The organism is Vibrio sp. Vb2880 (assembly GCF_033337975.1).
Classification (GTDB): domain Bacteria; phylum Pseudomonadota; class Gammaproteobacteria; order Enterobacterales; family Vibrionaceae; genus Vibrio; species Vibrio alginolyticus.
The window spans coordinates 257,418-271,944 of sequence record NZ_JAWORT010000005.1 but is presented as its reverse complement, the minus strand read 5'-3'; the positions used below and the strand labels follow the sequence as shown (position 1 = coordinate 271,944).

The following is a 14,527-nucleotide window of genomic DNA, read 5'->3' as shown; positions in this document are numbered from 1 at the left end:
GTGAGCACAGATATATTAGTGGTTCACCGTTTTCGTTTAACCTTTGCGCGATTTAATGTTTGATGCCAGATAACTGAAGGAGAATTCGCTCAAGCTCATCCCATGGCAACAGCTGAGAATCTATCACTTCTAATCGTGATTCAAAGCCTTCTAAGCTGATTTCATTCACCGACACGACTCGGTTGGCAACATTAAACGCGTAACAACCTTGATCCGTATTGACCACTGCTTTAACACGCTCTGCGGTCAAGTCCGACAGCATAGAGAAAAGCTTTTCAAAATCAAACTTATACTCTGCCCCAAACAACCACCCACAACTAAAATAACCCTGCCCTTTGTTCTCTTTGCGCACAAAGGCTTCACCAGGCGCCAACTGGAATTGAGGCTCTTGGTGAGCATGGTCATGATGATGTGACTCGATATGGGAAGAAGCGCTGCCGTAAACCCGCTCAATATCCAAGACTTCTATCGGCAACTCACCGTCATGAATAAGCTTACTGAATACTTTTGAAGGGGATTGGTCCGTCACCCAGTCATTAAACACATCAAGGTCGTGGCTGGAACATAGGTCAACCTTACTACCAATAACCACATCTGCACTGTCTAACTGGTCCACGAAGTTTTGGTTAGAAAGATACTTTTCATCACTTAAGTTACGCGGATCAACCAAGGCAATCGTCGCTTTAAGATCAACGTAAGGTTCATACTGCTGTGAGGTAAGCGTCGCGATAACCTGTTTTGGATGACCAAGGCCTGTCGGCTCAATCAATAAACGGTCCGGTTTTTGACGCAATAATGCGGTGATACCTACCGACATCGGCACACCCGCAGTGCAGCACATACAACCACCCGGCACTTCTTTAATCAACACGCCTTGGTCGGTCATCAATGCACCGTCGATGCCAATCTCACCAAATTCATTGACCAAAACCGCCCAGTTTTCTTTTTCCGGTTTGTTCTTCAGTAGATTTAAAATCGTGGTCGTTTTACCGACACCCAAAAATCCGGTCAGTATGTTGGTTGGTACTCGATTTGACATGCTTATCTCCGACACGTTAGTGCATTAATGCTCCAGCAAAGTATACGGAGAATGTGACTCGCTTCAACGCTTTTTATCGCACGCATCAAGCTCATTGCGTGATGCGTTGGAACACATTTTTCGAGCTTGTTTGGGTTGACTTATCAACTCTGAACGCTTCATATCAGACAGGTATCTACTGGTATAAATAACGCAAGTAAAAAACGCGATAATAGCGACTACGATGGGAAGAACTCCGAGCGTGTTTTCGAATTTAAGCGCAGCAATAGCCAACGCGAAAACAACGACAGAGATAAGTGCGATTGACTTACTTTTGTTGCTTTTCATAATAACTCGCCTTTCGTAAAGTTAGCCCCCTAACACCTCCTGTACTAGAGGAATGTCAGTTTGAACAACATCCAACCTGACTATTCAATGCTACTCCTTTCGCTACTTGTGAAATTTGACAAAGCTAACATTTACTACAACATCAAACGACGAGCTTATTATTATCTTTCAGATACTTACTGGACTTTAAAACACTTACTAGCAAATCGTTCCACCGCTTACCAGGATATCGTTATCATTGGCAATACAAACTTGCGCCACCAGCTTTAGCCCTTCGACTATCATGTCCAAAGACATAGAAGGCTGACTGCCATCTGCTGCTTGTTCTGGCAATAATGGAATATGAACAAACCCGTGACGAATCGGATTGTCTTTCAAGTAATGTTGGATCCCATAAAAGAGATGGTTACATACAAATGTTCCAGCACTGTTGGAAATCTGGCTAGGTATACCCTGCGTTTGCAATGTTTGCACAACACGCTTTATCGGTAGTGTCGAGAAGTAAGCATCAGGACCATCAGCCACCACGGGTTCATCAATCGGTTGATAACCAACGTTATCTGGAATACGAAAATCATCGACATTAATTGCGACACGTTCTGGGGTTATCGCGCTACGCCCGGCCGCTTGCCCTACAGTAATTACACAGTCTGGCTGGTGCGCTTCTATTGCTTCAATAACGACTTTCACCGAGTCATATCGAACTACGGGGACTGGGCAAGTAACTATCACACCGCCTTTTATGGCCGCAGCCTCTAATTGCTTGACCGCTTCTAAGGCGGGGTTAATGGCGTCACCACCAAAAGGTTCAAAACCGGTAATCAGGACTTTCTTCATAACAGCCTTTAGGAAAAGAGTTTTACAAATTATTGCACTCCCCTTCACCCCATCCAATAGCAAAAGTATTGATGAGATAAACCAGACAACATTATGTGACTCATGTCTAACCAGAGAGTGTTTTCTGCCTCATTGAATCTAGGCAAGTTCCGGACTATCGAGACTAACTTATTGATGATTAGTGGCAGGGCAAGGTTCTCTCATTACATGACGCACGTAGAAGCTTGGTTTCCACGCTTAACTTAGGTAGAGTACGCGACCGCAATGCAATTCGAAGAGATTGAATACAATGAATATTGATAACCATGTAATCGAAACGATTGAAGAGTTAGAGGCATTTCTGCATTTAGTAGAAAGCGGCGCTCTGGGTCTTGAAGGTGTCACTGGCGTTGCGCTAGCCACCTCTAATACCGATGGCCGTCCATTTGTTGCCGTATTAGGAGAAAAGCACCAATTGCTCCTTGGCCGCTGGGTTTCGCAGCACGTATATGACAATGGTAAAGACATCGTTCGTAACGGCCCAACCAGAAAACACTAAGCGCTCGACGCCACCTATAACATCACGCCGTCTTATACACCAAGCGTATGCTTTGAAAGCAATGCGCTTGGTGTACTCAAAAAAATAAAAAAGAAAAGGCTAGCCTTTATTAATTTTGTCGGTATACTGCACATCAGCTCTTACGGAAAGAGCTATTAATGTAATTAAAGATCAAAGTTTCTCTCAGTTCCACATCGAATTCCTCGTTTACGTTCCTGCGACAAAATAGTTATCTCTAAAATCATATAGTAGCACTTGATATTAGCTAAAAATTCAATATTTAAAACAATCAAATATAGAGGTATCTATGTCTAATAAATTAACTGGTTCAGTAAAATGGTTCAACGAAACTAAAGGTTTTGGTTTTATTTCTCAAGACAATGGCGGTGATGACGTATTCGTTCACTTCCGTTCTATTGTTTCTGAAGGCTTCAAAACTCTTACTGAAGGCCAAAAAGTATCGTTCGTTGTTGAACAAGGTAACAAAGGTCTACAAGCAGCTGAAGTAACTGCACTGTAATTCTTTGTGTGGCATCAATGTTGTTGGTGCCACAATCCCCTTCCACTTATTACTGCCCTTACTATTCTCTATCTAAGTTTATATACCCAAATCACTTACCTCTCCCACACCATCATTAATCACTTTCAATAAAGTCACTTTGGTATACATCTTTAGGTAATCACACGGCCTACCTTGCAATTCCAGTTTGGAACTAAATTAATCTCATTCATATCTGAATCACTTCGCCTCATGCTTTGCTCATAAAAATAAAGTTTATAAAATAAAAGCGATTGGCGAATATAAGAGAAAAAATGAAATTAAATATATCTGCTCAATCAATAAATTCTAATAACTACGAGGACATAATCCCTAGCTGAGACGTTGAGTTAGAGGAACCGAATCGAAGGTCTCATTCCTTTATCAAGTTTCCAAAATGGTGAGTTCGAATTTGATGCAGTCAAACAAAAAATTTCCAGCCAGAGCGCCACGTTTACTTTAGGGACCAAAGTGCACGTGTTGGTTAAAGACGCCGATTCGAGACAAAGAAAGATCATGTTCAACTTAAAAGACGCGGAACACGCGGTAGGTTAGCCTGTTTTAGGTTACTTTCTAATCCATTAATCAAAAATAAAAAATAAGCTTTTAATACCGCAGTTAACTTGTGACATTTCGCTGACATCGACTCATTCTAAAACCCTAATATCTGACAAAGGAAACGAATCTAATTTTTGTTTCCAGACACCATCGCAGAGTGTATTTCCAGCACTCAGTTTGCCTCGAGAGGTTCTTATGACAGCCTAGGATCTCTCGAGGCTTTTTTGCACCTATTCAAACCACCTGATTCTACATCACAACTATTATCCCCTACACAAGCTGTACTTTTTAACTAGTTCACTAGATCGACAATTGTTATTTAAGCAACTGATCACACAACCTCTTCCAAATTTTGGGTATAAAAGTATCAATACTTTCGTTAACTAGGATGTAAATAATGAAAAACTCGTTTGATCTCACTATGCCCAACGAAGAAGGATACTTTGGTGAATACGGTGGTAGCTTTGTTCCACCTGAGCTTGAACAAATCATGCATAACATCAACGCAGCTTATGAGGAATGCAGCAAAGATCCTGAATTTAAAGCGGAACTCGCTCGTCTGTATAAGCACTTTGTTGGACGACCTAGCCCAATCTTCCATGCGGAAAACTTGTCTAAAAAATACGGAGCAGACATCTACCTAAAGCGCGAAGACTTAAACCATACAGGCGCACATAAAATTAACCACTGCTTAGGGGAAGCCATTCTCGCTAAAAAGATGGGTAAGAAGAAACTGATTGCTGAAACTGGCGCAGGACAACACGGTGTTGCGCTTGCTACAGCCGCGGCATTGGTTGGCTTGAAATGCGATATTTACATGGGTGAAGTTGATATCGCCAAAGAGCATCCGAATGTCGTCCGCATGAGAATCCTTGGTGCTAATGTCATTCCTGCCACTCATGGGCGCAAAACCCTCAAAGAAGCGGTAGATTCTGCATTCGAAGCTTATCTGAAAGATCCTGATACACAACTTTATGCGATAGGCTCTGTCGTTGGCCCTCACCCATTCCCTAAAATGGTACGAGATTTCCAATCAATTATCGGTAACGAAGCACGAGTTCAATTCAAAGAAATGACCGGCAAGTTACCCAATAATCTCGTCGCATGCGTTGGAGGTGGTTCTAACGCGATGGGGCTATTTACTGCTTTCTTAGAGGATGAACAAGTCGCCATTCACGGCGTTGAACCTGCGGGCCGCTCTTTGCAAAAGGTTGGCGAGCATGCTGCAACACTCACACTCGGTGAGCCAGGTATCATGCACGGATTTAAGTCTTACATGCTTAAAGATGCGCAAGGCGAACCTCAGGAAGTGTACTCTGTAGCAAGTGGCTTGGATTACCCATCGGTTGGGCCTCAGCATAGTTACTTAAAAGACATTGGCCGTGTCAATTACGGCTCAATCAGTGATGACGAAGCGATTGATGCCTTCTTTGAGCTGTCTCGTGAAGAGGGAATAATCCCTGCTATTGAATCCTCACACGCTGTCGCTTACGCAATTAAACTCGCACAGCAAGGAGAAACCGGCTCGATTTTGATCAACTTATCAGGCCGTGGTGACAAAGACATTGATTTTGTCGTTGAACACTACGGCGCAAAATACGGCATTGAATCACTCATATAGCCTAACTCCGTAGCCTAACCCTACATGCAAAAAGCTACCTGGTACTAGGTAGCTTTTTGTTTTTGTCTACTATTTTAAGAAGCAAGTCCCTTTACTCACTGCTCTCACTATACCTTTAGAGCATAATTCGATTAACCGATAAGAGCTGGAATGCCTGGAAGCTGACCAACAATAGCAAGGGAGCCTGCACAAACGATAAACGCAGTGCCAGGAATCAGATATTTATCTTTGCGCGATAGTTCGTTAGCACGCTCATGGTCGCCGATAAGCCCGAGGTTATCCAACAGCATCGTGATTGCCCAACCGAAGACTGGATTAACGAATGCACAGGCAAAAATACAGATACCTGCACTGAGTGAATCTTTATGCTTATGGATCATCTGCATACCCGCTTCAAGGAGTGGTAAGAATACACCCACAATCAAAGCAACGCGCAGAACAGGTTCCCACATTGCTAGATCCATTGGGTAGCCAATTACCGCCGCCGCAATACACATGAAACCCGTCAACAGAGCGCCACCTGGAATAGGACGCTTGGCAATTGCGGCAGGAATCATGTACGTTCCCCAAGAAGAAGCTAGGTTTCCGCCCCCTAAGAGTGAACCAACCCCCTGACGAACAGATGCTCCGACCATCGTGTCGTCGACATCCATGAGTACACCTTTCGCTTCTTTTGGGTAGTTAAGTTCTTGAAACACACGATGGCCGAGATAATCAGGGGACCACATAGCGACTGCCAGTAGAGCAAATGGAGTCACGGCAATAAAGTGCTCTAGGGTTGGCCAGCCTAGCTGCCAGCCTGTATCTTCCCCCCACCAGTAGAATGGACTGAAATTAGGCAGGCCCGGCTCTGTGGTAAAAGCAAACTCAGCGCCCATCAAATAAGCAACAATACCCGCGAGTGCAGAGCACAATGGGATAGCGAGCCAACGTTTATTGATCTTGGCTAAGTAAGCGTAAACCATAACGGTTAGGCCTATGACCACAAACGAAATGTAACCTTGGTCCGTACTTGCAGCCCACGCTTCCGTCTTATTAATTTGCCCGAGCAACCCAACAGCACCAAGGTAGATCAACAACCCTCCTCGAACCCCGATACCAGTCAGAGTCATGAGTTTAGAGCCACCTTTGGTTAAGGCGAGAATTAACCCAAAAACACATACCATCAAACCTAGCGCGAGAGGGTGCCCTCCTGCAGCTGCAATCATAGGAATCAGCGGTATCATTGGGCCATGGGTTCCCGCTAAGTTTGCATTCGGGTTTAGGATGGCAGAAAACAGGATGACGAACAGGGCTCCAGCGATAAGTAATTCGTAACGCACGTTTTCTGCAATGAATTCCGGAGATAAACCAAACTGAGCAGAAAAAGCGGAAACCATGGCAGTGACCATAACCACTTTACCAATGGTTGCTGCTAATGCCGGTACCCAGTCTTCGATTTCAATACTGTAATCACGTGAGGGCAAATGAATTCCCCAGCGACGGAAACTCATGACGGTTAAATCATGATTTAGAAAGTCTTCTCGGTTTTCAAATTCATGCGGTTTTTTGCGCACATCCCTGTAAAAAGTCTTACTTTTGTCAGACATTGAGTCATCCTTTTATGTTTCAACGTTGAACTACGTCAACTAGAGTTTCGCTTGGTAGACAGGCCTTCGACCAATACGAGACAACACCCACATCAAACTTCTAGGCCATACTAAGAAAGCGGCATGAACCAATTTTGATTTTGAGCTTATTAAGCATGTGTTGCTATGGGTAGGAATATTAGACATTAGTAAAAAAACAACAAAAATCTCACTTATTACACAATAATTTAACATCGAACTAGGGCGCTTGAACTTTTATGAGTCATTTTTGAGCAGAGAGCCAAGTAGAACGGCCAATTCCGATTTATACTTTCAAGGTAGAGATCACTGTGCTCGCATCCATCGCAAAGTAACTATAGATATCTCTGCATTGTATACTTTGTTAAACTCCGCCCTTTAATGAGTAAGGCCCTTAAAAATGATGACTGACGAAGAGAGAATCGAGCTGCAACAGAACAATCCACTGCACGGATTAAAGCTAGAGACTATGTTGCAAGAGTTAGTGGATTTTTACGGCTGGGACATTCTAGATACAGCAATGCGTTTTAATTGCTTTAACACTAAGCCTTCGATTGCAAGTAGCGTGAAGTATTTAAAGAAAACCGAATGGGCGAGAGAAAAATTAGAAAACTTTTACCTTTATCGCTTTAAGCGCATGCCACGCGCGAGCGAAGAAGAATACAACTTACCACCAAGAGCTCGTACCTTCCCTCATGGCCTTGAACCTAAAGAGCCAATGCCGCTAACCGTTGACTCTATTCTTAAGTCACAAGCCAAAGCAGCGTCTGCATTTAAAAAGCGTTCACCTCGCGGACGCCCTGCTCGTCGCCAATAACACTATCTTGAAAAGCAATAGAGCCCTACTGGTAGCTCCAGCAGGGCTCTATTGTTCTTTAAAGGAATGGCTAGAAGCGAAGACTCAAGCTAGTGAGCATTCCCTTTCTCTAACAACTCCCGTAAGTAAACTCACATGTAGTTTACGTTTTCTATTGATTACGCTTTTTCTTCTTTTTACCCGTACCTGCCGGCTTCGCTCGCGGCTTCATTGGTAAAAAGTAGGCTTCACTCTGATCGTCTTCCACTTCAAAACCGACTACCTGCTCGCGTTCAAGTTGGAACTTATTTTTCTTTTCTATCACTTTGAAATGGTGGTAGTCGTCGTAATCGATAAGAGATAATCCTAAACCTACTTCACCAGCACGACCACTACGACCGATTCGATGCATATAATCAGCAGGGCTACGCGGAAGATCGAAGTTAATCACCACTGGAAGTTTTTCAATATCAAGGCCGCGTGCTGCGATATCGGTGGCAATAAGAACTTGAATCTCGCCAGACTTAAAACCGTCAAGGACACGAGTACGAGCGCCCTGCCCTTTATCACCATGGAAAACTTCAGCGGTAATACCGCGTTTTGACAACTTTTGAGCTAAATGGTTACAGGCATTCTTAGCGTTCACAAAAATCAGAGTCTGTCGCCACTGATGCTGTTTGATTAAGTGCGCGAGTACCGCCGTCTTCTCACCTTTATTTACGCTAAACACGCGCTGCACCAAAGTGCTGGCTTCTGCGCTCTGCAACTGAACTTCAACAGGGTCGCGGAGCAACTGCTGAGCCAGCGTCGTGACTTTATCAGGGAAAGTTGCAGAAAATAACAGCGTCTGTTTCTTCTCTGGCAGTAACGCAAGAATCTTATTCAGTTCTTCGGTAAATCCGAGGCTCAACATTCGGTCGGCTTCGTCAAGGACGAGCGTTTCTACTTGGTTCAACTTAATCGCGTTACTGGATACCAGATCAAGTAATCGACCCGGCGTAGCTACGATAATGTCACAGCCACCGCGAAGCGCTAGCATTTGTGGGTTCACCGATACACCACCAAATACGGCAACCGTTTTGATCTTATCTCTAAGATGGTATGAGTAAGATTTGACGTTGTATGCCACCTGTGATGCCAACTCACGAGTTGGCACTAAAATCAGGTGGGAAACGAAGTTGCCACGGCGATTGTTTGCTCCGTCTTGCTGAACAATTTTTTGCAAGATTGGCAGCGAAAAAGCAGCGGTTTTACCAGAACCCGTATTGGCACCACCAATAATATCTTTCCCTTCAAGGATATCAGGAATAGAACGGGATTGAATAGGCGTCGGTTGGCTGTATTCCAACGCTTCTAGTCGCTCGACTAATGTTGGAATCAGGCCAAGATCGGCAAATGTCGCTTGCTGTGTTTTATCTGTCATTACGATGAGTGGCTCAGTGCTAGTAAAGGCCGTGTATCTTATGCTATTTCGCGTCTGGATGTTAGAGATAATGGCCCAAACAGAAGATTGGTGAAAGAAGCACTATAGGGTTCAGGAATTTCCTTTCACTAACATGAGTTAATGGTTTCGGTAACCAATACTCTACGACCAAAGTGGTAGCTCTCACGACAAGCAAAGGGAAAAGGAGCCAGGTATTCTGACTCCTGTAAAACAAAACACATTGTATTTTGGGGAAAGAGATTACAAAGGCAGGCCACATCCGAATCAAAGGCTTAACCACACTATTTAAGCTCTGTGGTTTTGAGAGCTTAATATAGCTTGAGAAAATACCATAGCTTGCAGGTGGGCAAAGTTACTTAGAACTTCTACTTAAATTAGTAATGTACGAGTAACTTCAAGTATAGAAAATTACTTAATTCAGTGTCCAAAATTGCTGGTTCGGATCTAGTAAGACAAACGGATTCCCTAAGTTTTTGGGGCTCTTGCTTTAAACGATAATGGAGTACTGTCGAGCTAGAACGTATCTACTCTTCGTGGTTAGTCACAATACATGCTTGTGCAAGCTGTTGATATTCAACTTGCATGGTTATTAGAAAGTCATCTGCATTTTCAAACCTCGCGATTGGCACTCCCAATACAACATCACAGTTAAAAGGAACAAGCATCGCTGTTCCTTTAGGGAGCGCTCGACCTAATCCGCGCATCACCACCGGAATGACAGGACAAGTTTTATGTTCATTAACTAAGTGATAAATCCCTTTCTTTAACACGCTCATAGTTTCAGGTTCACCGCGACTACCTTCAGGAAAGATAATCAAGATATCTCCTTGATTAAGTGCCTTATGGCACTCATCAAATACAGTATGCCGCTCGCTTTTACTCGGTGAACGATGGATGGGAATAATGCCCAAAATATTGAGTGATAACCATGCTGATACTTTGTTTTTGAGAAAGTAATCGGCTGCTGCCACAGGACGCACCTTATGTACCATACTGATAGGAAAGAGTGCCAGTAATACCAAAGTATCGAGATGACTATTGTGGTTAGCCGCGACCACCATAGGACCATTGCTTGGCAGATTTTGCCGATTAATGATGTTGAGCCCCAAACCAACAAACACCAGTGGTTTCACAAACAGCAAGACGAACAAAACTTTTAAAATTTTCATATTGTCTTCTTAGTAGTAGAGGTAATAAATATAGTGGAAGAATAAGGGGGCGGTGAACATCAGGCTATCAATACGATCTAAAATGCCGCCATGGCCGGGGATAAACTGGCTGGTATCCTTAATTTGTAAGTCACGTTTAACCGATGAAATTACCAAATCGCCAATAAAGCCACTCAAGGCGATAATCATCCCTGCAACTAAACCTTGAACTGAAGTTAATGGTGTCAGGTAAGGTGCCACAAAATAGCTAGTGATGATGATGGTTGCCGCACCACCAATAAAGCCTTCCCATGTTTTGTTTGGACTGACTTTCGGTACGATTTTGTGTTTACCGAAGCTCTTACCCCATACGTATTGACAAACATCACTAAACTGAGTGAATACCAATAAGAACAGTAGCATTCCCATTGAACCGGTCTCTGGATTCTTGCTGGGCAATACCAATAAATATGCCATATGACTAACACAAAATACCGTCAGCATTAGCGCCCAGTGAATGATACCTGCTGAGCGAATGAAACCTTTGGTATCACCAATCAGCACCGCGACCATTGGAAGATAGAGGAAGGTGAAGACAGGAATAAAGATGATATACATGCCATACCAACCGATTGATAACCAGTAGTATTGAAACGGGATCGAAAGGTAAGCCCAGAAGATCACACGTCGATCTGTCATGCGCGTTGGTACTACAGAGAGAAACTCTTTCAGCGCCATAAAACTCAAAAAGGCGACAGAAATCAGCGTGTATTGAGTGGGCAGATAGAGCACAACAAAGACGATTCCGATCATCCACCACCAAGAACGAATGCGAAGTTTAAGCTCGTGGTAATCCTTATTAAGATTATGGCGTGACAAATACAGGTAAACCAAAGTGCCAATCACTAGTACGAGTGTGATGGCGGCCATCATGTATAACGAATGCGTAGGGATATTAATCATGGTTAGTTTCACCTACCGCCTTATCGATTGTCTCGTTGGCTGTTAGAGACTTAGAATGCTTGGCCTGATGATTTTTTTCATGGTTCAATAATAAGTTAGCGAGTTCTTTTTTAGCATTAAAAATACATACCAAACGACGCCAACAAGTTACAGCACAGCCAATTACCATGATTGCAAGCGATATGTCCATCAAATAAATGCCAAGTGATAACGTAAACCAATGGTTAATCGCCATTACTAAAAGAGTTACTGTGAGTAGGGCCATTCGATGCTGCTTAGCCATTGGTCCTCGAAAGTCGGCCGAGCAGTCCATGCTAACACCCAAAACGCGAATGTAAGCTGAGAGTACCGCTAATAGTGCCGCAATCCAAGCTAGAGGCATAGAAAATGCTGAATGAGCAACGAAACCAGCAGCGATAATCAACAGCGGATCGGCAATACGGTCTGGAACATCGTTAAACAACTCACCAGCAGGGGTTTTCTTCCCACCTTCTACAGCGACCATTCCGTCAAATAGATTGCACAATAACCGCATTTGAACCATCAGAGCGAACAGCACTAACCAAATTGGCGTAGGCCAGAAGCGATAACTAGCTGCAAAAGCAAGGCCAATAGCGGCAAAGAGGATGCTCATCAGTGAGATTTGGTTAGGGGTAATGTTTTTTTGGCTCAGCCAAATAGCAATTCGTTTGATAACTGAGATTTTACGCACTGCAAGAGGGCGTCGATTAGACTCGTTTTTGGATTCCATGCAGTCCATGTCCTTAAATAAGTTTTGTCGCTGTTACAGCAATTGCACATATAATTATCGGTTGACCTAAGAAAGCAGCAGCAAACAACGCGGCCTCACCATGTGCGCTCTGGAGTATAAATTTGAACATGTCAGAGCGAACATTCCCAAACCAATACACTAGGTGGTAATCATCTTTAAACACTAGGTCACTGGCAGCAATACTCGCCGATACAACAAACGTTAAAGCTCCTGCACCTTTAAAGTTTGCAACCCTAGATTTCGGGCTAAAACCCGGTTGCATTGCTTTAAACGAGTTAAGCGAGTATTTTTTCGGTTCATGTTGATACGAGCGCCATTCACAAACGCATGTTTGAGTGCTTTCCCGTTCTGATCTGTCCCATTGAATGCGACAATGATTTTTCCTCTGCTCTCAACAAGATCCGCCTTAATGTTCATATCCCCGAATTGCTTAGCAATAGACGCGGCGTCAAACATCGGCTCTGTGTGGTTGAACCATGATTTTGCTGTATTAATACTCGCTGCAAGAGCTGCAACGTCTTTACCAGAATCTAGCCAAACGTTATGCAATATCTTGTGCGCATCTTCTAAATCAGTAATAAGTACATGCTGATGATTCTTCGCCATTTCATCGTCAAGTGAACACTGTAGCCCGATAGAATCGCTTAGAATTTGAGGCGTTTTTAAACCTTGAGAGATTTGACCTAATCCAGCCTCTTGTCTATCTCTAAGAACCCTCTCTCTAATTTCTGTCCTTCGCTTTTCATCGCTCGCGGTATACCTCAACTCTTCCCTCTTCCTGCGCTCTCGACGTTGGCGAGCTACTCGTTCTCTAGTTGTTTCTTGTCTTTCTTTTTGGGCTACGGAGCGGATTCATATCTCATGGGAGTCGGTTTTACTGATAAATAAAAAGGATAATAACAATATTTTCAGTTATTTATCATCCTCAAAAAGATTACCTGATGATTTAACCAGTTAAATAGACAATTTGACAGACCAAACAGGCACAATGAAGGCTCAATAGTGTTGGGTTACATTCTATCGGATAACTTTTCGTAGGGTAAAATGAACGACACAGATCTTCTAGAGTGTTTGGTCTAGCGAGTTTTGGGGCAGAAGTGTTTCAGCCAGAACGGGCTGAAACCTTAAAGCTTTAAACACTTGCGAATATGCCAAATCTGAAAGTTGAATAATGTGGACAAAGAGCATTCCTTTAGTCCACAGTCCTGTTGAGGCAGAGAGCTTATGTTACTTATTAAAATTCATAGTCAAATATTCAGCTAAACTTCTTCACTTAACCATTTCGCATACTGCTTGGTGTAGTAGCTGACAATTAAATCTGCTCCAGCTCGTTTTAGCCCAATAAAAGTTTCGTTCACCACTAACTTTTCATCTAGAGCACCAGCCAGAGCCGCAAATTTAATACTCGCATACTCTCCACCTACTTGATAAGCCGCTAACGGTAAATGAGTCTCTTGTCTTAAGCGGGAAAGCACATCTAAATAAGGTGTACCTGGTTTGACCATAAGGATATCAGCACCTTCAGCTTCATCAAGTGAAGCTTCGAGTAAAGCTTGTCGACCGTTGGCATAGTCAAGTTGATAGTCTTTCCTATCACCATTGAGTTCACAATCTACTGCCGTTCTAAATGGCCCGTAAAAGGAAGAAGCAAACTTAGCTGAATGTGCCAAAATTGCCACGTCATGATAACCGGCAGCATCAAGACCCAGACGAATCGCTTTTACTTGACCATCCATCATTGCTGAAGGGGCTAACATGTCAGCACCCGCTCGAGCTGCTGTTAAAGCTTGCTTGACCAAGTTTTCAACCGTAAGGTCGTTACACACTTTACTACTCTTTATTGCTCCACAATGTCCATGATCAGTATATTCACAGAAACAAATATCTGGAATGACCATCATATCTGGCACAGCAGACTTTATTATTTTAATCATACGTGCAAGTAAACCATGATCATTCCATGTGTCGCTTCCTTGCGCATCTTTAGTATGAGATATACCAAAAGGCATCACATAGCGTATACCTAAAGCATAAAGTTCTCGGACCTCATCCGCTAAATGAGACTCTGGGATTCTGCTTATGTTAGGTAGAGTAGAAATTGGCACAGCTCGCTCTATATGTTCCTCGACAAATATAGGATGAATTAAATCACCTAGCTGCACATAATTTTCTCTTAATAAATCTCGCATAGCTTCGGAACTGCGGAGGCGTCTAAGGCGTCGTATTGGGGCCGTATTCAAAATATCATATCCTAATTTAAGTTACTCGATGAAAAGATTCGTTAGTCAGATCTTATGATTTCTCTTTAGCAACAAATCACTTTTTGATCTAAGAATGCA

13 protein-coding genes and 2 pseudogenes are annotated in these 14,527 nt (G+C 43.2%); 5 read left to right on the top strand and 10 right to left on the bottom strand.

From position 1 onward, the window contains the following. Positions 1-52: 52 nt before the first annotated feature. From R7M92_RS08225 to pcp, 3 genes are all read right to left on the bottom strand, one after another. Complete coding sequence (locus tag R7M92_RS08225; RefSeq protein WP_213893344.1) at positions 53-1,039, bottom strand: CobW family GTP-binding protein; 987 nt, start codon at positions 1,037-1,039, stop codon at positions 53-55. A 63-nt stretch (positions 1,040-1,102) separates the two neighbouring features. After that, entirely contained in the window at positions 1,103-1,366 is a 264-nt protein-coding gene (locus R7M92_RS08220; RefSeq protein ID WP_005375648.1) for a hypothetical protein, read from the bottom strand. Positions 1,367-1,564: 198 nt separating this feature from the next. After that, positions 1,565-2,203, bottom strand: coding sequence for a pyroglutamyl-peptidase I (gene pcp / locus R7M92_RS08215; protein WP_213910307.1), 639 nt, complete (start codon positions 2,201-2,203; stop codon positions 1,565-1,567). Positions 2,204-2,492: 289 nt separating this feature from the next. Between pcp and R7M92_RS08210 the strand changes: the two genes are divergently transcribed. The 4 genes and pseudogenes from R7M92_RS08210 (at position 2,493) to trpB (ending at position 5,458) form a co-directional block, all read left to right on the top strand. Further along, positions 2,493-2,741, top strand: a complete 249-nt coding sequence (locus R7M92_RS08210; protein WP_005375646.1) for a hypothetical protein — start codon at positions 2,493-2,495, stop codon at positions 2,739-2,741. A 307-nt stretch (positions 2,742-3,048) separates the two neighbouring features. Continuing rightward, entirely contained in the window at positions 3,049-3,261 is a 213-nt protein-coding gene (locus tag R7M92_RS08205; protein ID WP_005375644.1) for a cold-shock protein, read from the top strand. Between the two features lie 375 nt (positions 3,262-3,636). Further along, a pseudogene (locus R7M92_RS08200) lies at positions 3,637-3,834 on the top strand (hypothetical protein); the annotation flags it as partial. 400 nt (positions 3,835-4,234) lie between these two features. After that, positions 4,235-5,458 carry a tryptophan synthase subunit beta gene (gene trpB, locus R7M92_RS08195; RefSeq protein ID WP_213871188.1) on the top strand — a complete coding sequence of 408 codons (1,224 nt, stop codon included), beginning with the start codon at positions 4,235-4,237 and terminating at the stop codon, positions 5,456-5,458. 131 nt (positions 5,459-5,589) lie between these two features. Here the strand turns inward: trpB and R7M92_RS08190 are convergent, their stop codons facing one another. Beyond that, positions 5,590-7,047: a DUF3360 domain-containing protein gene (locus tag R7M92_RS08190; RefSeq protein ID WP_025768982.1), complete on the bottom strand. Its 1,458-nt coding sequence runs from the start codon at positions 7,045-7,047 to the stop codon at positions 5,590-5,592. A gap of 418 nt (positions 7,048-7,465) precedes the next feature. Here R7M92_RS08190 and R7M92_RS08185 point away from each other — a divergent pair, with 418 nt between their 5' ends. Then, complete coding sequence (locus R7M92_RS08185; RefSeq protein ID WP_005375544.1) at positions 7,466-7,882, top strand: VF530 family DNA-binding protein; 417 nt, start codon at positions 7,466-7,468, stop codon at positions 7,880-7,882. 151 nt (positions 7,883-8,033) lie between these two features. Here the strand turns inward: R7M92_RS08185 and R7M92_RS08180 are convergent, their stop codons facing one another. The 6 genes and pseudogenes from R7M92_RS08180 to hemB all read right to left on the bottom strand — a co-directional run bounded on the left by R7M92_RS08180 (position 8,034) and on the right by hemB (position 14,428). Beyond that, a complete protein-coding gene (locus tag R7M92_RS08180) occupies positions 8,034-9,284 on the bottom strand; it encodes a DEAD/DEAH box helicase (protein WP_318133100.1) in 1,251 nt (416 codons plus the stop codon). Positions 9,285-9,829: 545 nt separating this feature from the next. After that, the gene (locus R7M92_RS08175) at positions 9,830-10,474 is read right to left on the bottom strand and encodes a lysophospholipid acyltransferase family protein (protein ID WP_318133098.1); all 645 of its coding nucleotides are present in this window, start codon (positions 10,472-10,474) and stop codon (positions 9,830-9,832) included. 9 nt (positions 10,475-10,483) lie between these two features. Continuing rightward, complete coding sequence (locus tag R7M92_RS08170; protein WP_017635765.1) at positions 10,484-11,416, bottom strand: phosphatidate cytidylyltransferase; 933 nt, start codon at positions 11,414-11,416, stop codon at positions 10,484-10,486. Continuing rightward, a complete protein-coding gene (locus R7M92_RS08165; protein WP_080996661.1) occupies positions 11,409-12,176 on the bottom strand; it encodes a CDP-alcohol phosphatidyltransferase family protein in 768 nt (255 codons plus the stop codon). Before R7M92_RS08165 ends, R7M92_RS08170 begins: the two co-directional genes overlap by 8 nt. 4 nt (positions 12,177-12,180) lie before the next feature. Then, positions 12,181-13,051, bottom strand: a pseudogene (locus R7M92_RS08160) (hypothetical protein). A gap of 396 nt (positions 13,052-13,447) precedes the next feature. Continuing rightward, entirely contained in the window at positions 13,448-14,428 is a 981-nt protein-coding gene (gene hemB, locus R7M92_RS08155; protein WP_203498726.1) for a porphobilinogen synthase, read from the bottom strand. Between the last annotated feature and the right edge of the window lie 99 nt (positions 14,429-14,527).

Excerpts from the sequence above, each read along its gene's own strand:
- R7M92_RS08190 (WP_025768982.1), bottom strand. The coding sequence starts at position 7,047 with ATGTCTGACAAAAGTAAGACTTTTTACAGGGATGTGCGCAAAAAACCG.
- R7M92_RS08225 (WP_213893344.1), bottom strand. The coding sequence starts at position 1,039 with ATGTCAAATCGAGTACCAACCAACATACTGACCGGATTTTTGGGTGTC.
- R7M92_RS08205 (WP_005375644.1), top strand. The coding sequence starts at position 3,049 with ATGTCTAATAAATTAACTGGTTCAGTAAAATGGTTCAACGAAACTAAA.
- R7M92_RS08220 (WP_005375648.1), bottom strand. The coding sequence starts at position 1,366 with ATGAAAAGCAACAAAAGTAAGTCAATCGCACTTATCTCTGTCGTTGTT.
- R7M92_RS08170 (WP_017635765.1), bottom strand. The coding sequence starts at position 11,416 with ATGATTAATATCCCTACGCATTCGTTATACATGATGGCCGCCATCACA.
- R7M92_RS08165 (WP_080996661.1), bottom strand. The coding sequence starts at position 12,176 with ATGGACTGCATGGAATCCAAAAACGAGTCTAATCGACGCCCTCTTGCA.
- R7M92_RS08175 (WP_318133098.1), bottom strand. The coding sequence starts at position 10,474 with ATGAAAATTTTAAAAGTTTTGTTCGTCTTGCTGTTTGTGAAACCACTG.
- pcp (WP_213910307.1), bottom strand. The coding sequence starts at position 2,203 with ATGAAGAAAGTCCTGATTACCGGTTTTGAACCTTTTGGTGGTGACGCC.
- trpB (WP_213871188.1), top strand. The coding sequence starts at position 4,235 with ATGAAAAACTCGTTTGATCTCACTATGCCCAACGAAGAAGGATACTTT.
- R7M92_RS08210 (WP_005375646.1), top strand. The coding sequence starts at position 2,493 with ATGAATATTGATAACCATGTAATCGAAACGATTGAAGAGTTAGAGGCA.
- R7M92_RS08185 (WP_005375544.1), top strand. The coding sequence starts at position 7,466 with ATGATGACTGACGAAGAGAGAATCGAGCTGCAACAGAACAATCCACTG.
- R7M92_RS08180 (WP_318133100.1), bottom strand. The coding sequence starts at position 9,284 with ATGACAGATAAAACACAGCAAGCGACATTTGCCGATCTTGGCCTGATT.